We start from the raw sequence: 24,981 nt of genomic DNA on the forward strand, positions 1-24,981 counted from the left end.
TAATTGTGTCTTTTAAAAATCGCGCTGAAGGTTTCAGTGCTTTTTTACTGACTGATCACATGAATTAGCTTTTGGCTATTTTTTGGAGGTGAGAACAGTGGCACAAAGAATTCCTCAAGAAGTCATCGAGGAAGTAAGACAACGTACGAACATTGTGGATGTTGTTGGACAATATGTTCAATTGAAAAAATCCGGCAAGAATTTTATGGGTCTATGTCCGTTTCATGAAGAACGTTCCCCTTCATTTTCAGTAGCAGAAGACAAACAAATTTTTCATTGTTTTGGCTGCGGAAAAGGCGGAACTGTTTTTAATTTTCTGCAAGAAATCGAAGGAATCAATTTTCCTGAATCTGTGCGCAGAGTTGCTGAACTAGAGCAGATTCCAGTTAATATCGATTGGGTCAATACCTTTGATTCGGATACAACTGAAAACCTGCAAAATCGCAAACTGATCGAACTGCATAAAAAAGCAGCGGACTTATATCACCATGTTTTGATGAATACCCAAATTGGTGAACCAGCATTGAACTATTTATTAGACCGAGGTTTGACAAAAGAGCTTATCGAAACATTTAAAATCGGATTCGCACCTCAAAAACGTGATTTTTTAAGTCAAGTATTCCAAAACGAAGAGGTCGCAGAGCATTTATCTAAAGAATCTGGGTTGTTTATACAAAGAGACAATGGAGAGTTTTTAGACCGTTTTTACCAACGTGTAATGTTTCCTATCAATGATGATCGAGGAAATGTGATTGCTTTTTCAGGAAGATTACTCAAAACAGAAGATTTTCCAGGCGACGATATGCCAAAATATTTGAATAGCCCGGAAACAGTCTTGTTTAACAAAAGAGAAACATTATTTAACTTTGACAAGGCTCGTAAAGAGATACGCAAAGAAAATACGGTATTTCTATTTGAAGGATTTATGGATGTTATTGCAGCTTGGCAAGCAGGAATCACTAGTGGTGTTGCCTCCATGGGAACAAGTTTGACGAACGAACAGATTCGTAAACTTGAACGAGTAGCAAAAGAACTTGTGGTTTGTTACGATGGAGACACAGCTGGAGTAGAAGCAACAAATCGTGCTATTTCTTTGTTAAGTGAACATAGTCGGTTCCAATTAAGTATTGTCAGCATTCCGGAAAAACTAGATCCAGATGAGTATTTGAGAAAATATGGTAATGAGTCATTTCGTGAATTAGCACTTCATGGTCGTGAAACGGTTTTTAGTTTTAAAATGCAGTATCATCGTTTATCTAGAAACATGAACAACGAGAAAGAGCAATTAGATTATGTGAATGACCTACTGCAAGAATTGATTTTAGTACAGTCACCGTTAGAACGTGATCGCTATTTGAATCAATTGGCACAAGAGTTTCAATTATCTTTTCATTCTCTAGAAGAACAGTTAAAGCAGCTTGAAACACAACAGCGTTCTACCAAAAGAAGAGAGCGGCAACAAGCAACACCCGCGCCTCAGACTTATGACATCGATGACATGTTGGAACCTCCTGAGATGTTTGAAGAACAATCCGTGCCTGTACCTTCTGTTCAAAACAAACTTCCTTTGACTCAAGTGGAAAAAGCAGAGCGTACGTTATTGTATCGTTTGATGAACGAACAAAGTGTTAGAAACCAATTGATGCAGCTACCAGATTTTAGTTTTGCTCACGATCACTATCAGGAATTGTACCTATTGTTAGATAGCTATATGAGTATTCATTCAGAATTTTTACTTGCTGATTTTATCGATTATCTAAAAGAAGAAACAATCAAGAAATTAGCAATCGATATTTCTCTACAGACCATTTCAGAAGAAAGTTCTGAACGGGAAATTACGGATGTTATTAAAGTAATCGAAAACTCTAGCTTGGATGAACAAATCAGGGAAAAGCAACTGCAAAAAAAAGAAGCTGAACGTCTCGGTAACAAACAGTTAGTCGATGAATTAGCGATTGAACTCGTTAGTTTAGTAAAACAATTGCAAAAAAGTCGTACAGCGTCTTAATAGAAAGATTAGACAGTGTACTTGACTATTATTTATATATTTAGCCGAATGGAAAAATGAAGGGGGCCTTCTTTCATGGAAAAAGAAACAGAAAAAAAATATGCAGCTGCATTGGCAGCCTTTATCAAAGAGAGCAAACCGAAAGGCAATGTTCTTTATGATGATTTAACAAACAAATTAGCAACGCCATTTACGTTGAACGCCGATGAAATGGAAAAATTGATTCAAAAAGTCGAAGATGCTGGAATCAGCGTCGTTGATGAAAATGGTGATCCAAGTGAACATAGTCTTAAAAAGGACGCAAAAGTTGCTGAAAAAGCCCAAATGGAAGATTTATCTGCCCCTACTGGTGTTAAAATCAATGATCCTGTTCGCATGTACTTAAAAGAAATTGGACGTGTTCAATTATTAACTGCAGCAGAAGAAGTAGAATTAGCCCTTAAAATTGAAGAAGGCGACCAAGAAGCAAAACAACGTTTAGCAGAAGCTAATTTACGTTTAGTAGTTTCAATTGCAAAACGTTATGTAGGACGTGGTATGCAATTCCTTGATTTGATTCAAGAAGGTAATATGGGGTTGATGAAAGCTGTTGAGAAATTTGACTATCGTAAAGGTTTTAAGTTTTCAACCTATGCAACGTGGTGGATTCGTCAAGCAATCACTCGCGCGATCGCTGACCAAGCTAGAACCATTCGCATTCCTGTACACATGGTTGAAACAATCAATAAATTGATTCGTATTCAACGTCAATTACTGCAAGATTTAGGCAGAGAACCAACGCCAGAAGAAATCGGTGCAGAAATGGACTTGCCAACTGAAAAAGTACGTGAAATCTTGAAGATTGCTCAAGAGCCTGTTTCTTTGGAAACACCGATTGGTGAAGAAGATGACTCTCATCTTGGCGATTTTATTGAAGACCAAGACGCAACAAGCCCTGCTGAACATGCAGCGTATGAATTGTTAAAAGAACAATTAGAAGATGTCTTAGATACATTAACTGACCGCGAAGAAAATGTTTTACGTTTACGCTTTGGGTTAGATGATGGACGTACACGAACATTGGAAGAAGTAGGGAAAGTATTTGGTGTAACACGTGAACGGATTCGTCAAATTGAAGCGAAAGCATTACGTAAACTACGCCATCCTTCACGATCAAAACAACTAAAAGATTTTCTAGAATAAGAAGTTTTTCTTAAAAATTTGAACAGCTCTTTTCGATTTCTTTCGGAAAGAGCTGTTTTTAAACAATCGTAACAAAAAAGTTAGATAGTACATATTGGAAGAAACACGATTTTATGGTAGATTAGATTTACGAATGTGTAGAATGTGAGGCGGAGTGCATGACAAAACAATGTCCGAATTGCGGAACTGAAATAGACAAACAAGAAAATATATGTCCTAATTGTGGTTATTCTTTTAAAGAAAATCAAGAAAAAGAGGATACTATAGAAACCAAAAAAGAACATAATGAAGAAACTGAAGATACTTCTAATTTTTTAAATAAAGAACAAAATGAAAATATCGAGTGGTCTGAATTGAAGGATATGAGCATTGGGCATGTTATGACGATGTTTAATGAACAACAACCGGAAGAAAAAGCAAAAGAACATGAAGAAGATGTAGAAAAAGAGCCGGTGTCAGAAGCACAACCAACAGAAAATAATGAAATAGTATCTGAAAAAGAATTAAGTAAAGAGACAGATGAGCTTGTTAATACTGCTGCTTTGAATCAGTACATCAATGAACACAAAAATGACAAACCTATCGTTGAAGAAACAGCTAAACCAGAAAAGACTGAAGAAAAACTAGAAACCGAGCAGCAACATGAAGTTTCTAGTGAACAGTCAGAATCTAATGATAAAGGACTAGATGAAGTGAAATCAAACGAATCAGACCATAAGTCACCAGAATCAACGGATAAAGAACAACTACAAGTAAAAGAAAATGGACCAAAAGAAGAAATCACAAAATTCACTAAACCAACAGACGAGTCAACGCAAGCCAGACCAATCGGTCCTAAAGCCTTGCCTAATAAGGCTTCTGAAATTCCTTCAAAAAGTAAGAAGCCTGAAGAGATCGAAATGGATGATGCGCCTATTTTCTTTAAAGATGGGGAAGAGTCTACGACAGCCAAAAATCAATTTGAAAAACCGTCGATTGAGCAAACTCGTCCAAAAGAAATCAAAAATGAGACAATGAGTAAATCAACGGGGAAAAACTATAAAAAAATGTCGATCATTTTAGCTGCAGTGATCGTACTTGCAGGCGGATCATGGTTTGCCTATAGTCAGACGCAAAAAAGAGCAGCAACCGATGATCAAGTTACGCAAAAGCAAGATAAATTAGCAACGCAAACAGAAAAAGAGTTAAATAGTTATTTTGCAGATGCTAAACATCTATTTCTGAAACCAGAAATGGTTAGCGTTAGTCCAAAGACTATCAAAGAAAATTTAGAAACACTTAAAGATGACCCTAAGTATAAAGAGTTAAACGCTCTTTATAAAAATGTAACAGATAAACAGGCAGCAATCACTAAAGTAAATGAATTATTTGCTCAGCCAATTGTTGATGGAAGTAAATTAAAAGATGTAGCGCTCAAGGCGGATAAAAAGATTGATCTTGCTAGACGTGAAGAAAAAGATGACTTTGATAAATTGCTTAACCAAGCGACTGATCAAGCAATCAGCCAGTACGATCAATTACAAAAAGCTAAAGCGGCAGTTGCTATTTTTTATCAAAATAATGAATTGACTGAAGCGTTAACCAGAGATAATTATACAGCAGCCAAATCTGAAGTTGATAAAGTAAAAAGTGAGCCACTTCGTAAACCATTAACAGAAGCATTAGCTAAAGCTGATAAATCATTAACAGATTCAGAAGCTGCTATTGCGCAACAACAAACAATTGCGAGTCAATCGCAAAGTCAAACATCTGAAGCGGCAACTAACTATCAAAATAACACAACACAGCCAACCAATGGTGTACAACCAGACGCAAGTACTTTTTCAGCAGCGAATGCTGACGGAATTTATACAGATCCTGTATACTCAGTAGATGCCAATGATGTTAGTGATATGAGCAATCCTGCTTGGAGTTGGGCACCTGGGATTCAAGAAAAAGTGATCGCAACCTGTATTGAGCGTGGCTATATCACTGCGAGTGGTTATTCTTTACAACCAGCCAGAATCATTAATGGCGAGGGTTATTATAATTTATACGGATCAGATAATCAGTATCTAGTAACAATCAATGCAAAAACTGGCTGGTTCAAAGGAAATGCTTCAAGGAATGCCGGAAGATAATTTGTTTTAAAAAAATGAAGGAAAAACTGGGGCAGGGACATAACTCTTCGAGTTACATCCCAGCCTTTTAAAATCCGAATAAAAGGTAGGGATAGAAGCAAACACTTCTTATATCTCGGAGTTAAAAACTTCTGTTCCAAGGTTGTTTTTCTTTCAAATAACGCAAAATAATATCAATGACGATTGATATTAGTACAAGGAGAACTGTATGGAGAAAAAAGAATATCTAACATTTAGAGAGGGGATAAATGCATGCATTCCAACAATTTTGGGTTACTTGGGCATCGGGATCGCGGCAGGAGTTGTTGGCAAAAATGTCGGGTTGACGATTGTTGAAATTGCCCTGATGTCTGTGTTGGTTTACGCTGGCGGAGCTCAATTTATTATTTGTGGTATGTTAGCGATTCATTCACCAATTTCAGCAATTATCTTTACCACATTTTTAGTAAATTTACGACATTTTTTAATGAGCATGTCTGTGGCTTCTTATTTTAAAAAAGAACCTCTGATTACAAGCATTGGGATCGGAACTCTTCTAACAGATGAATCGTATGGTGTGCTTATGACAGCTTTAAATAATGAGCATCGAGTTAGTTCTGCTTGGACTCACGGATTGAACATAACTGCTTATCTAGCATGGATTTTTTCAACTATTTTAGGCGGTTTGCTAGGAACTTTTATTCCGGATCCATACTTATTAGGATTGGATTTTGCCTTAGTAGCAATGTTTGCCGGATTATTTATCTTGCAAGTAGAGATACCTATCAAAAGAAATACCAAAGAAACCTTGATTGTTTTAGCTACAGTTTGTTTGTCACTGTATTTCTTTATGGGCTTTTTTTCACCGGAGATTTCCGTTTTATTTTCTACACTATTAGGCTGTACAGTTGGGTTGGTGAATCATCGTGAGTAGCAATTATGTATTATTGACAATTTTAGGATGTTCGATAGTTACTTGGATTCCGCGGATTTTCCCCTTTTTGATTTCAAAACGAGTTGACTTTCCGAAATGGTTTCTTCGGTTTTTATCCTATATTCCGATTTGTATCTTGACGGCACTCTTATTTCAGAGTATTTTAGAAGTTCAGGCAACGGGCTTTCCTAAAGTAAAGACACTAGAAGCGTTAAGTTGTATTCCTACTTTATTTGTTGCGATTCGTACAAAAGATTTAATGAAAACAGTTGTAGTAGGAATTGTGACCATTGCATTATTACGCATTTTTTTAGGCTAAGCGCCAGAAGGAGAAAATTATGAATGAACTATTAGCACAAGTATTTACTGCATTAGTTATCGATGAAAATGAGAATTACTACTTTTTACAAAAAAACGGGATTACATTGCGGTTGGCTAAAGAAGAAGGTCAGCATGAAATTGGTGAAGCAGTAGAAGGCTTTGGGTATATGAACCAAAAGCAAGAACCAGAGATGACGACTAAGATCCCTACAGCTCGAATAGGACAATATGCTTTTGGAACGGTAACCGGCACAAGACGCGATTTAGGGGCTTTTGTAGACATCGGGTTAAAAGATAAGGATGTTGTTGTTTCATTAGACGAACTACCTGTAATGCGTGAATTATGGCCGAAAAAAGACGATCAACTGATGGTTTCCCTGAAGGTCGATAACAAGGAGCGTATTTGGGGAGAATTAGCGGATGAGAAAATTTTTAAAGCGATGGCGAAACCTGGAACCGAGGAATTAAAAAATGAGAATATAAGCGGAATTGTGTATCGTTTGAAAATGATCGGCTCATTTGTTTTGACCGATGATTTCTACATTGCATTTATCCATCCTTCAGAACGCTACCAAGAGCCCCGTTTAGGCGAAAGAGTGAACGGCCGTGTGATTGGTGTAAGACCCGACGGAACATTAAATATCTCATTAAAACCTCGTGGCTACGAAGTAATCAGTGATGATGCAGCAATGATTTTGACCTTTTTAGAAAGATCGGCGGATCATAAAATCCCATTTACTGATAAATCGAACCCAGAAGAAATCAAACAAACGTTCGGTATCAGTAAAGCGCAGTTTAAGCGAGCTATTGGGAATCTATTAAAGCAAGGAAAAATTATACAAGAGGCTGGATTTACTATTTTGAAAGAAGAACAACAAGAAAAATAATTGTTTTTTTCGTTCTAATTGAGAATCACTTGCAAATATATCAGACTTATTTTATACTTATTATAATTTGTTACAGCAATATATCGTTCTAGATTGAAATAATTATAATTAAGGGGCTGCATTTATGGATTCTACTGCTGCTTTAAAGAAAACGAAACAACAATTGCATGAATCTGGTTTTAAACTGACGCCTCAACGAGAAGCAACAGTTTTAGTATTGCTGGAAAATGAAAAAGATCATTTATCGGCTGAAGAAATTTACTTTTTAGTGAAACAAAAAAGTCCAGAGATTGGTTTAGCAACAGTTTATCGTACATTAGAAATTTTAACTGACTTGAAAGTCGTAGATAAGGTAAGTTTTAACGATGGATTAGCACGTTATGACTTACGCAAAGAAGGTGCTAAACATTTCCATCATCATCTTCTTTGTCTAGAATGTGGGAATATCGAAGAAGTGGAAGATGATTTATTAGGGGAAGTAGAGCAAGTGATCGAGCAGCATTATCATTTTTTAGTGAAAGATCATCGCTTAACATTTCATGGCATTTGTCAAGATTGCCAACAAAAGAAGAAAAATCATCCTACAGAAGAGGTTCGATCTTAATAGTTGGAGTAAATTCAAATTGCCTTATTTAAATTTAGAGAGCAGAAATGCTCTCTATTATTTTTATTCTTAAAAAAGATTGACAATTCTGAAAGAATCTCTTACAATGACTTCAATAAACAATAAAAGTTTTGATAAGAACTAGTAAGATAATGCAGGTGTACAGAAAGTAGCCGGCTGTTGAGAGGCGCACAAACCTAAGATATCTGAATTCCTCTTTGAACTTCACACCGAATCGAGTAGGCTGTGACGGTCAAGCGCACCCGTTATTGTGCCAAGGTATAATTTTGTACCTAACAAGTCAATGAGTGTAAGCTGATTGTAAACAAAGGTGGTAACACGGATCATTCGGTCTCGTCCTTTTCAGAAATGAAAAGGACGGGGCTTTTTTATTTTATTGTTTGATCATAAAAAATGAAGGGAAGTTATCGTATGAGTTTTAAAACATTAAGCCAACCGATCAATTTTGAGCAAGTCAAATCATTATCTAAATTAACACCCGAACAAGAGCAGTTAAAAGCCGCTCGAGATCAAGAATTAAAAGAAATCATCGAAGGGAAAAGTGACAAGATACTATTAGTAATCGGTCCTTGCTCAGCTCATAATGAAGATGCTGTGATGGAGTATGTTACTCGTTTAGCTAAACTACAAGAAAAAGTTCAAGAGAAAATTTTCATGGTTCCACGAGTCTATACAAACAAACCTAGAACGAACGGTGATGGCTATAAAGGCCTACTTCATCAGCAAAATCCAGAAGGTGAAAGTAATTTGATCAAAGGTATTGCCGCTGTTCGTAGTTTGCACAATCGCGTTATTAGCGAAACTGGTTTAACAACAGCAGACGAAATGCTTTATCCCGAGAATCTAGAATTTGTTCAAGATTTAGTTAGCTATATTGCGGTCGGCGCTCGTTCCGTAGAAGATCAACAACATCGTTTTGTTGCCAGTGGAATCGATCAACCAACAGGAATGAAAAATCCAACTAGCGGTAATTTAAAGGTCCTATTTAACTCGTTATATGCAGCGCAGCAAAAACAAGAGTTTATTTTTAATGGCCTTGAAGTGGAATCTAGCTCTAACCCGTTGGCCCACGTTGTATTAAGAGGTGGTTTGAATGAGTATGGAGAAAATATTCCTAATTATCACTATGAAGACCTATTGAAAGTCGTTGAACTTTACAAAGCTGGAAATTACAAAAATCCTTTTATCGTGATTGATACAAATCATGATAATTCAGGAAAACAATACAAAGAACAAATCAGGATCGTCAAAGAAACGTTGATCAATCGTTCATGGAATAGTGAGATGAAAAACTGGGTTCGTGGTTTCATGATTGAAAGCTTCCTCGAAAGCGGCCGTCAAGAAGCAGATGGAAAAGTGTTTGGCCAATCCATTACCGACCCATGCATAGGCTGGGATGAGACTGAGCAATTAGTAAACTATATTGCTGAACATGCTTGATTTGATAAATGAATAAAATAAAACCTCCTATGAATCATCCAAAGGAGGTTTTACTTATTCGATTGAATTTACAAATTTGCAAATTTTTCTAGTAAACGAATCATTTGGCATGTAAACCCATATTCATTATCATACCAAGCGACAGTTTTAACTAGTTGAAACTGACCAGATGTTGTTACTTCAGTTTGGGTTGGGTCAAAAATAGAACCCTCAGTTGTCCCAATTACATCACTAGAAACAATTTCACGATCATCATAACCAAAAGATGGATTATCGACTGTATGTTTTTTCATTGCTTCATTTACTTGGTCAGCAGTAACTGTTGTCTTTAAAATGGATACTAACTCAGTCAACGAACCATCAACAACTGGCACACGTTGTGCATGTCCTTGTAGTTTTCCATTCAATTCTGGAATGACCAAGCCAATTGCTTTAGCTGCACCAGTTGAATGAGGAATCGTGTTGTCAGCAGCAGATCGAGCAGCTCGTAAGTTTCCGCCTTTTACTGGACCATCTAACAGCATTTGAGTGGATGTATAAGCATGAACCGTTGTCATAGTACCCACTTCAATACCAAATTCATTATTCAAGAAATAGGCCATAGGAGCTAAACAGTTTGTTGTACAAGAACCAGCAGAGATAATTCTGTCTTCCGGTGTCAAAGTATCGTCATTAACATTATAAACGATTGTTTTCATATCGCCAGCTGGAGCAGAGATTACGACGCGTTTTGCCCCGGCATTTAAATGGGCTTGCGCTTTTTCTTCTGAAGTATAAAATCCAGTGCATTCCAAAACGATATCGACACCATTTTCTTCTACCCATTTCAACTTGCTAGCATCCGCTTCTGCATAAACTTTTGTTTTTTCACCATCTACTACAATTGAATCCTCAGTTGCAGTCACGTTCCCTGGGTAAGTGCCATGGGTGGAATCAAATTGCAATAATTGTGCTAACATTGTCGGGCTCGTCAAATCGTTGATTGCAACAACTTCAATATCATCAGAAACTTCTTTAATGCGGCGAAATGCAAGTCGACCAATCCGTCCAAATCCATTAATACCTACTTTTACTGTCATGCTAAATTTCCTCCTTTGATGATTTTAAGCAAGTCAATAAATTTGTCTCTAGTTGATTTAACGAAAATAACTAGCATACAAATCTATACGGCTCCGCAACAATTATACAAATAGCGTATCCAATCGCATATTTAAAAAAACGGTCATATACGCTATACTATAAGCATGGACGCTTTAAAAGATTTTGTCAAAAATCTTGTCTTTTAATAAAAAAGGGGTTGGGAAAAATGAATAGAGCTCAGGTTGTTGAATTGCTTCAGGTAAATTACCAAGCAATTAAAGAGGGAAAAGGGAAATGGTTTGATAAACGTGTTGCTTATATGATAGCACGCTCATTTGTATCTAAGGATCGACGATTCTCAGATACAGATTATCGCTCTATGGAAGAAACGCTTCAAAGCGAGTTAACATTTTTTAATGTCTTAGGACAACCTATGAGAGGGATGTTAGTAGGCATGTTATTAGCCAATGGTAAGACGAAAGAGTTGGATATTCATATTCTGATTGCCGATTATCACCGTTTACGCGATGCTGGTTTTTATCTTTCATCGTATTCTTATTTCTCAGCTTATTTACTGCAATTTGTAGAAACGGCTGAAAAAGAATTTGTTGTACGAAGAGGACGGGAAATTTTTGAGGAGTTAAAAAAGCATCACTATTTTCTTACAGGAGCAGAAGATGGCGCTATTGCTATTTCTTTATCTCAACAAACTGAACTTGAACATTTGTCTGCCAAACAAGTTGGTGATTTGGTAGAGTCTTATTATCAAGCTTTAAATAACTATGGTTTCCGAAAGTCGAATCATTTACAGTTTGCGGCTGCTACAGCAGCAATGTTAACGGGTTCTTTCTCACATGATCTACTTGATCGGATGGATTACTTGATCGATTCATTAAAAAGACTAGGTATTCGATCGAAACCAGAATTTTATAATAGCATTGTTACTTTAGCCTTTTTAGATTCATTAAAAGGCGTAGACTTTCTAGCATTAGGAGATTATTTAGATCTTCTTGAAGAAAAAACGAATCTACTTTTTTATAAAGATTTTCGACAATCAATGGCTCTAGGCTTGTTGATTAATGAAGAAATGCATTTTTTACCTTCTGATAACTTAACTGTATCAGCTCTAACTATCACCATGATGATGGCTCAAGAACAAGCTGCAGTCACGGCAGCTATTGCAGCATCAGTATCAGCAGCAAATTCAAGTTCTTAAAAAACGAATTTGGCTAGACAAATCTGCGTTTAACCTTTACAATAAGAAAGGCTTTTAAACAACATCTTCGTTAAGTATAGAATAAATGGTGAGACAAAAGTAGCTGCTTGCTAGACTTATAGAAGCATAATACTTTTGTCCCAACCTTTTTAAGATAGGAGGACACAATATGTCCATGTTTTTAGATCAGGTAACAATCGATGTCAAAGCTGGTAAGGGTGGAGACGGAATGGTTGCCTTTCGTAGAGAAAAATATGTACCAGACGGCGGGCCTGCCGGAGGTGATGGTGGTCAAGGAGGAGATGTAATTCTTGTTGTAGAAGAAGGATTGCGTACCTTGATGGATTTTCGTTTTAACCGTCATTTTAAAGCACAACCAGGTGAAAATGGAATGAGTAAAGGAATGCATGGCCGCGGGTCAGAAAATACATTTGTAAAAGTTCCACCAGGTACAACGGTTCGTGATGCTGAGACAGGTACTTTAATTGGAGATTTGATTGAAAATGGTCAAATGTTGACTGTAGCTAAGGGCGGACGTGGCGGACGCGGCAATATTCGTTTTGCTTCTGCTAAAAATCCAGCTCCTGAAATTGCTGAAAATGGCGAACCTGGTCAAGAAAGAAAAATCGAATTAGAATTAAAAGTTCTAGCTGATGTTGGGTTAGTTGGATTCCCATCTGTTGGAAAATCTACTTTATTATCTGTGATTTCATCCGCTAGACCTAAAATTGGTGCCTACCACTTTACAACATTAGTTCCTAACCTTGGAATGGTGTCAACAAGTGATGGACGAAGCTTTGCCGCAGCAGATTTGCCTGGATTGATCGAAGGAGCCTCTCAAGGGGTGGGACTTGGTACTCAGTTTTTACGTCATATCGAACGAACTAGAGTTATTTTACATGTCATCGATATGAGTGGGATGGAAGGACGCGATCCCTACGAAGACTATCTAGCTATTAACAAAGAGTTAGCGTCTCATAATATGCGTTTAATGGAGAGACCACAAATTATCGTAGCAAATAAAATGGATATGCCAGAAGCAGAAGAGAATTTAAAAAAATTCAAAGAACAAATCGAAAAAGAACGAACAGATGAGTATGCAGATCATTTACCGATTTTTCCAATCTCTGGGGTTTCACGTAAAGGAATTGAGCCTTTGCTTAATGCAACAGCTGATTTAATCGATGTAACGCCAGAATTCCCATTGTATGAAGAAGAAATCATAGAAGATACTGTTCATTATGGTTTCCAACCAGATGGCCCAGAATTTACAATCGATCGTGATCCAGATGCGACATGGATTCTATCAGGAGAGTCCTTAGAGAGATTATTCCAAATGACTAACTTTGAACATGATGAAAGTGTGATGCGATTTGCACGTCAATTACGTGGTATGGGAATTGATGAAGCTCTGCGCGCTCGTGGAGCAAAAGATGGAGATATTGTCCGAATCGGAGAATACGAATTTGAATTTGTAGATTAATCAAATGAGAGAAGAGCTGATGTATCTATTAGCTCTTTTTTTGAGTTTCAATAGTGAATTTATTCACAATTGGAAGGCTATTATTTACAAAGAAGAAAATAGGGCTAATTTACTTGTTCTTATTCATTATCAGCACCCAGATATAAGCGATTTTCTACTGGACTTTCTAGAATAATTGAACTTTTTACATTGGCAAATTGCATCCAATTTGCCAATAAATTTTTCATTTCAGTTGTGTTTGTTACAGTTGCCTTCACTAAATAATTGACTTCACCACTTACAATATGAACTTCATTTACGTAAGGATTATTTTTTAATTGTTTTAAGGTTTTTTCAACAGGTAGAGTCACTTGACTCAATTCTGTAAAAAAAGTGATGGTTTGTTTGATCTGCTCCATTGAGACTTGGATCGTAAAATTGGTGAGGATACCTTTTTCCACGAGCTTATCGATTCGTTCTTTTACACTAGGTCGGCTCAGGTTGACTTTTTGGGAAAGCTCTACAATCGAAATTCGAGAATTTTCATGGAGAATCCGCAAAAGTTTGTGGTCAGTTTTATCCAATGGTCTACCTCCTTAAAATGGTTGTATTCAGAACTAATTTGTATGTTTTATTATAGAGGAAAAAAGTAGCCTTTTCCAGAAGAATTTGACTTTACATAAGATTAATTGATCGACTAGTCCGTTGCTTAGATTTCAGATTGTAAAAATAATTGGCATACTTTTACTAAATTGAAAAGAAAACGCTTACTATTCGTTCATATTTTTATATACAAAAAAACGAAAAATTCGTTATGATTAACTTATCTTAAGATGACGTGATCATTTACTAGTAGATGCGTTGTTTCTTCAATCTAAAAAGACAGACCGAAAAGGAGCGTTCTTTATGGTAAGAAACAGATGGTTAAAATTTTTGTTGTTGTATCTAGGTGGAGTAATTGTCTCTTTAAGTCAATTGAAATTGGTTCCGATCCAAAATGAATTAGGTCAAACTCTAGGTGTAAGTCTTTCTTTAGTATCATGGTTAATGTCGATTTTTACGGTTTCAGGAATTTTTCTAGCAATTCCTGGAGGGACGTTGGTCACGCGATTTGGCCCTAAAAAATTATTAATGGGATTGATGGGTTGTTTAGCGATTGGCAATGTTTGGGGTGCGTTCACTCATGATTTTTGGTCATTATTGATTTCAAGGGCCATTGAAGGGATTTCGTTTTCAATGATCATTATGGTTGGGATCGTCTTAATCAATTTTTGGTTTAAAGAGGGGAATAGTGGGATTGCAACGGGGATTTGGGGAACTTTTTCAGCATTAGGTTCAATGTTAGCGATGAATTTATTTAAATCCTTGTCACAGGCTTACGGCTTACGTTCACTTTGGTTAGTTATCGCAGGAGTATCATTATTATTGTTATGTCTGTATCTCTTCTTATTAGATGAACCAACGAGTCGATCGATTGCCAAAGAAAAAGAAAACAACGGTTCATTCAAAAAAGCGATTGAAAATAAGGCGATTTGGTGGTTAGCGCTCGCTCAAGGTTGTATGGCGTTTATCTTATTCGCTTTTATCAATCTTTATCCACAGATTTATATCCAACAATATGGACTATCAGAAGTACTAGCCAATCGTTATACTGGTTATTTCGGATTATTTGGAATCCCATTTGGTGCTTTAGCGGGTTACTTGATCGATAAAACAAAAAAAGGAAAGATGATTATTTTTTGTTCATTTGTATTGATGTTAGTCGCCACACTATGGATGGGCTTTTTATCCAGTAATTTCACGTTTATAGCACAACTCTTTGCACTTTCAGCTGGAGCGAGTCTAGCTTCTTCTTGTGTGATGATTTTAGCGCCAAAAGTAGTAAAACAAGAGCAATTGATTGGCGCGAGTATTTCTTTTATCAATCTATTTTATTATGTCGGAATTTTTATAGGAACTCCGCTTGTTACAAAAGTGAGTGAATCAAGTGAATCTTGGTCAATGGCTATTTATTTACTTGGTGGTGTAGGACTACTCGCGGTATTCGCAATTTTGGGATTCATTAAAATGAGTAAAAAGAATGAGAATTTGTTGGTGTAATTCAACTTGTAAGCAGGGAAGTGTTTTCGTTTTAAGGAAATACTTCTTTTAAATAAAAAATCAAAACTTGGAAGGTGACGAATGATGGAAAGAAACTTTCGGACAGATTTAGCATTTGCGCAAGAATTAGATGAGAAAGATCCACTTAGAAATATCAGAGATCGCTTTTATGTTCAGCCAGGTGAAATATACATGGATGGTAATTCTCTTGGACTAGCTTCTAAAGATGCTGAAAAAGCTTTACTAAATATGATGGATATTTGGAAAAAGGAAGGTATCAAATTATGGGATGGTTTGTTTCATTATGCAGGTAAATTAGGAGAGTTATCGGCACCACTGATCAATGCGTACCCAGAAGAAGTTGTGATTACAGGTAGTACAACAATTAATATCCATCAATGTATCAGTACTTTATACAAACCAACGAAAGAACGCTACAAAATTTTAGTTGATGATTTGAATTTTCCGACAGACCGTTATGCGATTGATAGTCAAGTTCGATTAAGAGGATACGATCCTAAAGACGCTGTGAAAGTGGTAAAAAGTGCTGATGGACGTTTGATTGATGAATCTTCGATTATCGAAGCGATGACAGAGGATGTAGCAATTATTTTATTACCAACTGTTTTGTATCGTAGTTCGCAAGTTTTAGATATGAAGCGGGTAACAAAAGCAGCGCATCAAAGAGGAATTTTAATAGGTTGGGATTTGTGTCATGCGATTGGCGCAATACCAATGGATTTTAAAGATGTAGATCCTGATTTTGCTGTGTGGTGTACGTATAAATATTTATCTGCTGGTCCTGGATCTATCGCCGGACTTTATATGAATCAGAAGCATTTTAAAGAAGCACCAGGTTTAGCTGGTTGGTGGGGCAATAAGGATGATACTCAGTTTGAACTGAAACATGAATTTGAGCACCAACATGATGCGAGTGGCTGGCAAATTGGTTCTCCGAGCTTCTTGGCAATGGCCCCATTAGAAGGTACACTAGGGATTTTCAATGAAGTAGGGATGGATAAGATTCGTGAAAAATCACTATCGATTACTGCGTATCTAATGTATCTGATCGATGAAAAACTTGCGAAATATGGTTATGCTGTTGGAAATCCTCGTGAAGATAGTAAGCGAGGCGGTCATGTTTGTTTAGAACACGATGAAGCTTATCGAATTTGTAAGGCGTTAAAAGTAGCAAATATCATTCCAGATTTCAGAGAACCAAATGTTATTCGTTTAGCGCCTATTGCTTTATATAACACCTATGAAGAAGTATACACATTGGTTGAAACTTTAGAAGACATCGCTATCAATAAAAAATATCAACAGTTCAGTAACGAACGAACATTAGTCGTATAAAATAAATCAGTGAGGTGAAAATCATGCGTATCGGTATTCCAAAAGAAATCAAAAACAATGAAAACAGAGTAGCTATTACACCAGCTGGCGTTGTTAGCTTGATCAACAACGGTCACCAAGTAGTGGTAGAAAGTTCAGCTGGTATTGGTTCAGGTTTTACGGATCAAGAATTTGAAGATGTAGGAGCTGAAATTGAAACGGATGTTGCTGCAGTTTGGCAATCTGATATGGTTATAAAAGTGAAAGAGCCATTAAAACAAGAATTTCAGTATTTTCACGATGACTTGATTTTATTCACCTATCTCCATCTAGCACCAGAGCCTGAATTGACTGACTCTTTGATCGAAAACAATGTGACTGCTGTTGCTTATGAAACGATGAGTCTCAATCATACCCTGCCGTTGTTGACACCGATGAGCGAAGTTGCAGGTCGAATGTCCGTACAAGTCGGGGCACAGTTTTTAGAAAAGCCGAAAGGTGGAGAAGGCATTTTACTTTTTGGTGTTCCTGGTGTTGAAAGAGGGAAAGTGGTTATTATAGGTGGCGGCGTAGCAGGAACAAATGCCGCCAAAATCGCTATTGGTCTAGGAGCCAAAGTAACAATCTTAGATGTTAATCCTAATCGATTAGCTGAACTAGATGATCTTTTTGGAAATAATGTGCAAACATTGATCTCTAATGCCTACCATATTGAGAAAAAAGTAAAAGAAGCGGATGTGGTGATAGGAGCAGTCCTGATTCCAGGAGCCAAAGCACCGAAACTTGTCACTGAAGAAATGGTCAAACAAATGAAACCAGGAGCAGTTATTGTCGATATTGCAATTGATCAAGGTGGAATTTTTGAAACGACAGATCAAATCACCACACATGATAATCCAACTTATGTTAAGCATGGCGTTGTTCATTACGCTGTAGCAAACATGCCTGGAGCAGTTCCTAGAACCTCTACATTTGCCTTGACGAATGCTACGATTCCATATGCTGTTACGATCGCTAACAAAGGGATTGTACGTGCAGCAAAAGAAAATGAAACTGTCTCAACAGGGATCAATACGTATAAAAAGCACTTAACTATGGAGGCTGTAGCAAAAGATCAAAACAAGGAGTATACCCCGGTATTAGAGCTATTAAACTAAATTGAATACGTTCTTCGAGTCATCCTATCACTGAGTGAGTTTGTTATTCAGTAATAGGATGACTTTTTCTTACTCCCTTTAAGGTTCGTTTATGTTTTCTTTTATATACTGAATTTAGTCAAAGGAGGAGAAAGAATGGTTAAACTAAAAAACAGTTTTCAACGAAAAGAAAAAAAATATGCACTGACTAACATCGTGTACCAACAATTAAAGAGAAAATTACAGCCTTACATGGAAGAGGATGAATATGGATTACACACCATTATTTCTATCTATTTTGATACAGAAAATTATGAAATGATTCGAAACTCCATCGCAAAGCCAGTTTATAAAGAAAAATTCCGCATTAGAAGTTATGGACTTCCAAACGAAGATAGCACTGTTTTTCTTGAAATAAAAAAGAAAGTCAGTGGTGTGGTTTATAAAAGGAGAGTAGCATTGTCCTACCGCACAGCAAAAAAATACCTTAAAAAACCTCATTCATTTCAGTTGAAAACCACAAAAGATCAACAAATCAAACAAGAAATCGATTGGTTGTTCGCCCGAAAAAGATTAGAACCTAAAGTGATGATTGCATACGATCGAAGAGCGTTGCTTGCGTCAGAAAATGAAGATTTTCGGATTACTTTTGATTTTAATATTCGCTACCGAAAAGAACAATTAAGTCATACATTAGATGATCATGGCGATAGAGTAGCACCAGAAATTGACGTTTTAATGGAAGTCAAAGCATTAGGAGCTTATCCAGTATGGTTTTCAGAAATCTTAGGAGGACTTGAGATTTATCCAACATCATTTTCAAAATATGCACAAACATACCAACGTTACCTATATTGTAAGGAGGATTTTCAGCATGTTGTCTAGTCTATTAGTGGAAAGTTCAGTTGATTTGTCAATCAAACAACTTTTAGTTTGTATTATTACTTCAGTTTTATTGGGTTTATTAGTCGCTTTTATTCATATGTACAGAAATGTTTATAGCAAAAACTTTGTCATTACTTTAGCTATTCTACCTATTTTAGTTCAATTGGTAATCATGCTAGTCAACGGGAATTTAGGAACAGGTGTTGCTGTTTTAGGTGCATTTAGCTTAATCAGATTCCGTTCAGTTGCTGGTGGAGCTAGAGAAATCACTAGCATTTTTTGGTCAATGGGGATTGGTCTTGCCACAGGAATGGGATATGTTAGTTACATTGTATTATTTTCTTTGATTATTGCCATTTTCTTACTGCTTTTAAATACGATTCATTTTGGCGAAAAACAAAAAATTTCTGAAAGGGAAGTAAAGATCACGATTCCCGAGGATTTAGATTACCCAGGTCTATTTGATGACTTATTTCAGCAGTACACTTATTCAGCTAGTCTAGACTCAGTAAAAACAACTAACATGGGTAGTTTATATGAACTTCGATATCGAATCACTCTAAAAGATAATACAAGAGAAAAAGAGCTAATGGATGCTATACGCATAAGAAATGGGAATTTGACGATTGTTTCTGGGAAAGTTTCAACGAATAGAGAAGAATTGTAGGTGGATAAAATGAAAATAAATAAATTTGGTTTAACAGCATTAACAATTTTACTCATTCTATTTACTGGATGTGCTAAAGAAGAAACAAACAGTCTGACAACTGCAAATTCAAGTAAAGAACAAAGTGTGTCAGTTCAAGAGGCTAAAAAAACATCTGAAACAAAATATGGTAAATACGATGACGAAGATTTTGATGAGAGTTATGACGAAAAAACAGCAACCAAAATTGAGCTGATAGATTCCGGCAGCAAAATTGAAGGTTCAGGCGTATCTGAAAAAGATAATACGCTTTCTATCACAGCAGGCGGGACGTATATTTTAACTGGTAGTTACAACGGACAAATAAAAATCGTAGCGAATGACGAAACAGTCCACCTAATATTAAATACCGTTACAATCACCAATGACACATCATCTGCAATTTATGTTGAACAGGCTAAAAAAGTAATCACAACGCTAGCTGAAGATTCGAAAAATAGCCTTTCAGATGGAAATAAATACAATTTCACTTCTACAGAAGAAACAGAACCTGATGCTACTTTTTTCAGTAAAGATGATTTAACAATCAATGGAACTGGAACTCTAGAAGTTTCTGGTAATTATAGTAACGGTATCCGGAGTAAAGATGATCTAGTTATTACAAACGGAACCATCAATGTAACTGCTAAAAATAATGCTATCAAAGGCAAAGACTCTATCTCAATTGCTGACGGAACTTTCTCTTTAAAAACGACTGAAGGTGACGGGATTCAAGCTAATAACAGTACTGAGACTGACAAAGGCTGGATTGCACTTGATGGCGGAACTTTTACGATTTATTCAGGAAATGATGGTGTTCAGGCTGAAACAAATCTATCCATTGCACAAGCGGATCTTAAAATACAGACGGCTGATGGTTATGAAGATCAATCAATTGACACAACAGCTAGTTTTAAAGGACTAAAAGCTTCTGGAAATATTGTTATAGATGAGGGAAACTTTGATTTTAATACAGCGGATGATGCAATCCATTCAAATGCTGCTATTTCAATCAACAATGGTACGTTTAAATTAGCAAGTGGTGATGATGGTATTCATGCTGATACAGATTTGCTGATCAATAATGGAACAATCAATATAGACCATTCGTATGAGGGATTAGAAGGTGCCACAGTTATAATCAATGATGGAGATATTACTGTCAATGCTTCAGATGATGGAATCAATGCTGCAGGAGGAAGTTCTGATGAAGCAGATCAAGAAGGTCCGTTTGGTGCAGATTCATTTGGTGAACCAGGCACTGGTACCAGACAACCTGGCGAAGCTTTAGATAGTACTAAATTTATAGAAGTAAATGGTGGGACTATCTATGTAAATGCCGATGGCGACGGAATCGATAGTAATGGTGATGTTCGGATGACTGCTGGAACGTTGATCGTCAATGGACCAACAGACAACGGAAATGCAGCACTAGATTATGACGGAAGCTTTACGATGGATGGTGGTATTCTTGCTGCAAGCGGCAGCTCGGGTATGGCAATGAGTGCTAGTGACATTTCCTCACAAGTGACATTGAGTCTTTACTTTGACGATACTCAAAAAGAAGGAACTTTAGTTAATTTGAGCAATGGAGCAGGAGATACAATTCTTTCATTTGCACCAGAAAAGAGTTTTTCACATATTTCTATTAGCTCACCTGAGTTAAAAGTAGGTGAAACTGTGACTTTATTCACTGGCGGTAAGGACTCTGGCACGGAAAAAAATGGATTGTACAGTGATAGTAACTATTCAAGTGGAACAGAACTTGCCAAAATTTCAATCGAGGATGTGCTGACTTCAGTAGACCAAACCGGTGCAGAAGTTTCCGGCAACCAAATGGGCGGCGGCCCTGGAGGTCAACCACCTAAATAATTGATTTTCATTGCGTTTATAGCTAGTTTATTGATAGAATAAGAGTATCAAATAGAACGAGGTGGTTATATGTCTAAGCGAGTTATTATTATGCATTTTGAAGTAGAGAGTCAAGCTTACCAAGCATTTTCAGAAATAAAGAAATTGTATGTGGAACAAAAAATCAAGGGCGAACAAATGGCGGTAGTAACCCATGTAAACGATGGTGTACACCAATTTAAAATTGATGATTTTATTGACTTTACAGGCAATAACCATACTGCAAAAAATAGTATGATCGGAATGCTGATCGGCATATTAGGAGGACCCTTGGGAATTTTACTTGGTTGGTTTGCAGGAAGTTTATTCGGAGCTTCTCAAGATGCTAAAGAAATCCAAGGCGCTCAGACCGTCTTTGAACACGTAACAAAGCAAATTGGTGACGGAGAAACAGGATTGATCTTGATTGCTGAGGAAGAGGATAATCGTCCGTTAAATCAATTAATCATGAACGAATTAGGCGGAGAAATTACCCGTTTAGATTTTGAAGATGTAGAAAAAGAAATTACAGATGCCAAAGCTGTAGAAAAAGAAACAAAAGATTCAGCTGAAAAATCTTGGCAAGATAAAAAACAAGATTCCGATGATAAAAATGAACATTAGTCGATCATCAGTGGCAAAATAAATAAACTAGAAGACGTGACAGAAACTATTTCTACACGTCTTCTTTTTTGATTATAAGGATGTGAAAGTAAGTGCTGAAACTGTTATTAGTAGAAGATGATGAGATCCTATCAGATAGTATTTTAGAGATTCTATCTGAACTCGGTGAAATTGTTCAAGTTTATGATGGAGAAGAGGCGTTATACGAAGGAGAACGTGGGATCTATGATTTGATCGTTCTGGATTTGATGTTGCCTTCAATGTCTGGTGAACAGATCTTAACAGCTTTAAGAAAGAAAAATATATATACACCTGTTTTGATATTAACTGCTAAAGATGATCTGGAAGATAAAGTTAATGGGTTTAAAAATGGCGGAGATGATTATCTGACCAAACCGTTCCACCGAGAAGAACTATTGTTACGCGTTCAAGCACTTGCACGACGTGCTCTAGGAATGAATGGGAAAAATGAACTAATCGTTAACACGTTACGTTTAGATCTTGATAACCGTCAAGCAAGCTTTAATGGCAATGAATTAACACTTCAGGGAAAAGAATTCGATCTATTGCATTATTTGATGCAAAACAAGGGACGAATTATTACGAAAGATCAATTATTTGATCGAATTTGGGGGTTTCAGTCTGATACAACATTGACAGTTGTGGAGGTTTATATGAGTAATCTAAGAAAAAATTTGAAACCATGGGGAATCGATCATTGGATTAGAACTTTACGAAATGTTGGCTATCTCTTTGAAGTACCGGAGGGACAGGACCATGAATAAGCAACTAAGTAAAAAGCAACGAGTTAATTATTTCTTGATGAACTTAATTTCATTTGCAAGTATTTTTTTGATATTAGGTTTGATCGTTTTTCAATTAGTGCAAACGTCTATGTACGAAACTGTGGATCATGATTTGCAACGACTTGCTGATGATCAAAAATTTTTACAACATCAATTAACGAAATCCCAGCAAGTGCAAGACAATTCACGTCCACTAGGCAAGTTAGACACACCACCTCCAAACAATTTTCAACAACAGGTGATTCTTTGGACCAAAGAAGGCAAAATAGCCAATAAAGCTGAGTTAGGTTCTCGCTATTACGATTTTCAAAACTTAAGGTTATCAACTAAAAATTTACATAACATTAGCAGCATTCAAACAAATGACAGTAATGGGCGTACTTTGCACTTCCACTCGATCACACTACCTGTAGAAAATCAGGATCAAATAGCCTATATTCAACTTTTAGTGAACACAGATCCAATCAAAGGAACTGTTGAACAGTTTAAGCAAATACTGATCATTTGTATGATTATTTTCGGTTTATTATCGATCGCTTTAAGTTATTTCCTTTCAAAATGGTTTATGAAACCTATATTGACTTCCTGGAAAAAACAACAGGAATTTGTTGAAAATGCTTCTCATGAGTTAAGAACACCGCTAACGATCATCCAAGCGAAACTAGAACGATTATTTACTAAGCCAAACCATACAATTCTAGAAGAATCAGAAACAATTGCTTTATCACTTGACGAGGTTCAACGTTTAAGCCAATTAACAAGCGATTTGCTCTTACTGGCTCGTTCGGATTCCAATTCATTGACTCTTGAAAAAGAACCTGTGAAAATCAATCCTTTTTTGAATACGGTACTTATGCCTTATCAAGAATTAGCTGTAGCAGAAGGAAAAGAATTTCTTATTGATTTAGGGGAAGATCAACAACTCGTTTTCGATAAAAAAAGAATCCATCAACTACTGATTATTTTGTTGGATAATGCACTAAAATATACTGTAGCTGGTGAAAAAATAGTCGTTTCTTCGAGTGTAAAAAATAATCAATGGCTCATTAAAATCAGCGACACTGGGATTGGCATTAGTGAAGAGAAAAAAACAGCGGTCTTTGAACGATTCTATCGTGTGGAAGAGTCAAGAAATCGCAAAACAGGCGGTTACGGTATTGGTCTTGCAATTGCAAAATGGATCGTGGATGAACACCAAGGAAAAATCGAATTGAAAGATACAACACCAAAAGGAACAACAGTGGTTCTACGTTTTCCTATAAAATAAATATTATTTGCTAAAGCGACGACTTTCTTCTAAAATAAAGAAGAAGTTTAAAGAAAGTTAGGTAGCTCATGGAATTACAATTTTTAGGTACAGGAGCTGGGGTTCCAGCAAAGCATCGTAATGTAAGCAGCATTGCTTTAAAATTATTAGATGAAAGAAATGCTGTGTGGTTATTTGATTGTGGTGAAGGAACACAATTACAAATTTTAAAAAGTAATATTCGCCCAAGAAAAATCGAAAAAATTTTTATTACTCACCTTCATGGAGATCATATTTTTGGATTGCCAGGTTTGTTAAGCAGTCGTTCATTCCAAGGTGGAAATGAGAAACTAGAGATTTACGGACCCGTTGGTATTGCTGATTTCGTTCGGACAGCATTAAAAGTCTCGCAAACGCGGCTTTCGTATGAACTTAAGTTTATTGAAATCAAAGAAGGTATCGTATTTTCTGACAAACAATTTACTGTAACATGTAAAGCGCTAGATCATGGAATTGCGAGCTTTGGTTATCGAATCGTAGAAGCTGATCACGAAGGGGAATTACAAGTAGATAAATTAGCTGCTTTAAACATTCCATCAGGACCAATATACGGACAGATCAAACGAGGAGAATCTGTAGAATTACCAGACGGACGAGTAATCAACGGTAAAGATTTTGTTGGTGAAAAAAAACTAGGCAGAATCGTTACAATTTTAGGTGATACAAGAAAAACACAAAATAGTATATTACTTGCAGAAAAGGCAAATGTTTTAGTTCACGAAAGTACATTCAATAAAGACGAAGAAAAAATGGCGAAAGCTTATTATCATTCCACAAGTCACCATGCAGCAGAAGTTGCATCAAAAGCTCAAGTGGACAAACTAATACTCACTCATATCAGCGCCCGCTATTTAACAGGAGATATTATCCAGTTAGAAAATGAAGCGAAAGAAATTTTTCCTAACACAAAAATCGTTAAGGATATGGAAATTGTAGAGATTCCATTTAAATCTGAGTAAG

Annotated in this window: 22 protein-coding genes and 1 other annotated feature; of the genes, 20 read left to right on the top strand and 2 right to left on the bottom strand. The window is 36.5% G+C overall.

The annotated features are described in order from the left end of the window. Positions 1-97: 97 nt before the first annotated feature. The 8 genes from dnaG (at position 98) to A5821_RS03035 (ending at position 9,496) form a co-directional block, all read left to right on the top strand. Positions 98-2,008, top strand: coding sequence for a DNA primase (gene dnaG, locus A5821_RS03000; protein ID WP_086313021.1), 1,911 nt, complete (start codon positions 98-100; stop codon positions 2,006-2,008). 75 nt (positions 2,009-2,083) lie between these two features. Continuing rightward, positions 2,084-3,190, top strand: a complete 1,107-nt coding sequence (rpoD, locus tag A5821_RS03005) for an RNA polymerase sigma factor RpoD (RefSeq protein ID WP_025868903.1) — start codon at positions 2,084-2,086, stop codon at positions 3,188-3,190. Positions 3,191-3,348: 158 nt separating this feature from the next. Then, a complete protein-coding gene (locus A5821_RS03010) occupies positions 3,349-5,310 on the top strand; it encodes a cell division site-positioning protein MapZ family protein (protein ID WP_086313022.1) in 1,962 nt (653 codons plus the stop codon). 208 nt (positions 5,311-5,518) lie between these two features. Beyond that, positions 5,519-6,223, top strand: coding sequence for an AzlC family ABC transporter permease (locus A5821_RS03015; RefSeq protein WP_086313023.1), 705 nt, complete (start codon positions 5,519-5,521; stop codon positions 6,221-6,223). Next, the gene (locus A5821_RS03020; RefSeq protein ID WP_086313024.1) at positions 6,216-6,542 is read left to right on the top strand and encodes an AzlD domain-containing protein; all 327 of its coding nucleotides are present in this window, start codon (positions 6,216-6,218) and stop codon (positions 6,540-6,542) included. The genes A5821_RS03015 and A5821_RS03020 overlap by 8 nt, the downstream gene beginning before the upstream one ends. 19 nt (positions 6,543-6,561) lie before the next feature. After that, the gene (locus A5821_RS03025) at positions 6,562-7,431 is read left to right on the top strand and encodes a CvfB family protein (RefSeq protein WP_086313025.1); all 870 of its coding nucleotides are present in this window, start codon (positions 6,562-6,564) and stop codon (positions 7,429-7,431) included. 124 nt (positions 7,432-7,555) lie between these two features. After that, complete coding sequence (locus tag A5821_RS03030; protein ID WP_086313026.1) at positions 7,556-8,035, top strand: Fur family transcriptional regulator; 480 nt, start codon at positions 7,556-7,558, stop codon at positions 8,033-8,035. Between the two features lie 122 nt (positions 8,036-8,157). Then, positions 8,158-8,400, top strand: a binding site (T-box leader). Positions 8,401-8,467: 67 nt separating this feature from the next. Further along, positions 8,468-9,496 carry a 3-deoxy-7-phosphoheptulonate synthase gene (locus A5821_RS03035; RefSeq protein ID WP_086313027.1) on the top strand — a complete coding sequence of 343 codons (1,029 nt, stop codon included), beginning with the start codon at positions 8,468-8,470 and terminating at the stop codon, positions 9,494-9,496. A gap of 68 nt (positions 9,497-9,564) precedes the next feature. On the opposite strand, the gene gap is transcribed toward A5821_RS03035, so the two are convergent. Then, positions 9,565-10,575, bottom strand: a complete 1,011-nt coding sequence (gap, locus tag A5821_RS03040) for a type I glyceraldehyde-3-phosphate dehydrogenase (protein ID WP_086313028.1) — start codon at positions 10,573-10,575, stop codon at positions 9,565-9,567. A gap of 227 nt (positions 10,576-10,802) precedes the next feature. Here gap and A5821_RS03045 point away from each other — a divergent pair, with 227 nt between their 5' ends. Further along, on the top strand, positions 10,803-11,792 hold the full coding sequence (locus tag A5821_RS03045; RefSeq protein ID WP_086313029.1) for a DUF4003 family protein: 990 nt from the start codon (positions 10,803-10,805) through the stop codon (positions 11,790-11,792). A gap of 169 nt (positions 11,793-11,961) precedes the next feature. Further along, positions 11,962-13,275 (top strand): GTPase ObgE, encoded by a 1,314-nt coding sequence (gene obgE / locus A5821_RS03050; protein ID WP_086313030.1) that lies wholly within the window; start codon positions 11,962-11,964, stop codon positions 13,273-13,275. Between the two features lie 119 nt (positions 13,276-13,394). Here obgE and A5821_RS03055 read toward each other — a convergent pair whose 3' ends face one another. Beyond that, on the bottom strand, positions 13,395-13,838 hold the full coding sequence (locus tag A5821_RS03055; protein ID WP_086313031.1) for an Lrp/AsnC family transcriptional regulator: 444 nt from the start codon (positions 13,836-13,838) through the stop codon (positions 13,395-13,397). Positions 13,839-14,160: 322 nt separating this feature from the next. Here A5821_RS03055 and A5821_RS03060 point away from each other — a divergent pair, with 322 nt between their 5' ends. From A5821_RS03060 to rnz, 10 genes are all read left to right on the top strand, one after another. Continuing rightward, a complete protein-coding gene (locus A5821_RS03060) occupies positions 14,161-15,354 on the top strand; it encodes an MFS transporter (protein WP_086313032.1) in 1,194 nt (397 codons plus the stop codon). An 81-nt stretch (positions 15,355-15,435) separates the two neighbouring features. Further along, positions 15,436-16,710 carry a kynureninase gene (gene kynU / locus A5821_RS03065; protein WP_249921819.1) on the top strand — a complete coding sequence of 425 codons (1,275 nt, stop codon included), beginning with the start codon at positions 15,436-15,438 and terminating at the stop codon, positions 16,708-16,710. Between the two features lie 23 nt (positions 16,711-16,733). Further along, positions 16,734-17,846 carry an alanine dehydrogenase gene (gene ald / locus A5821_RS03070; RefSeq protein ID WP_086313033.1) on the top strand — a complete coding sequence of 371 codons (1,113 nt, stop codon included), beginning with the start codon at positions 16,734-16,736 and terminating at the stop codon, positions 17,844-17,846. Positions 17,847-17,981: 135 nt separating this feature from the next. Next, a complete protein-coding gene (locus A5821_RS03075) occupies positions 17,982-18,710 on the top strand; it encodes a polyphosphate polymerase domain-containing protein (protein WP_086313034.1) in 729 nt (242 codons plus the stop codon). After that, positions 18,700-19,377, top strand: a complete 678-nt coding sequence (locus tag A5821_RS03080) for a DUF4956 domain-containing protein (RefSeq protein ID WP_086313035.1) — start codon at positions 18,700-18,702, stop codon at positions 19,375-19,377. Before A5821_RS03075 ends, A5821_RS03080 begins: the two co-directional genes overlap by 11 nt. Before the next feature lie 9 nt (positions 19,378-19,386). Beyond that, positions 19,387-21,267, top strand: coding sequence for a carbohydrate-binding domain-containing protein (locus A5821_RS03085; RefSeq protein ID WP_086313036.1), 1,881 nt, complete (start codon positions 19,387-19,389; stop codon positions 21,265-21,267). 69 nt (positions 21,268-21,336) lie between these two features. After that, entirely contained in the window at positions 21,337-21,909 is a 573-nt protein-coding gene (locus A5821_RS03090; protein ID WP_086313037.1) for a DUF1269 domain-containing protein, read from the top strand. 92 nt (positions 21,910-22,001) lie between these two features. After that, entirely contained in the window at positions 22,002-22,694 is a 693-nt protein-coding gene (locus tag A5821_RS03095) for a response regulator transcription factor (RefSeq protein WP_086313038.1), read from the top strand. Beyond that, positions 22,687-23,982: a sensor histidine kinase gene (locus A5821_RS03100; RefSeq protein ID WP_086313039.1), complete on the top strand. Its 1,296-nt coding sequence runs from the start codon at positions 22,687-22,689 to the stop codon at positions 23,980-23,982. The genes A5821_RS03095 and A5821_RS03100 overlap by 8 nt, the downstream gene beginning before the upstream one ends. 68 nt (positions 23,983-24,050) lie before the next feature. After that, complete coding sequence (gene rnz, locus A5821_RS03105; protein ID WP_086313040.1) at positions 24,051-24,980, top strand: ribonuclease Z; 930 nt, start codon at positions 24,051-24,053, stop codon at positions 24,978-24,980. Position 24,981 lies beyond the last annotated feature (1 nt).

It is taken from the genome of Enterococcus sp. 7F3_DIV0205, assembly GCF_002141365.2.
Lineage (GTDB): Bacteria > Bacillota > Bacilli > Lactobacillales > Enterococcaceae > Enterococcus_L > Enterococcus_L palustris.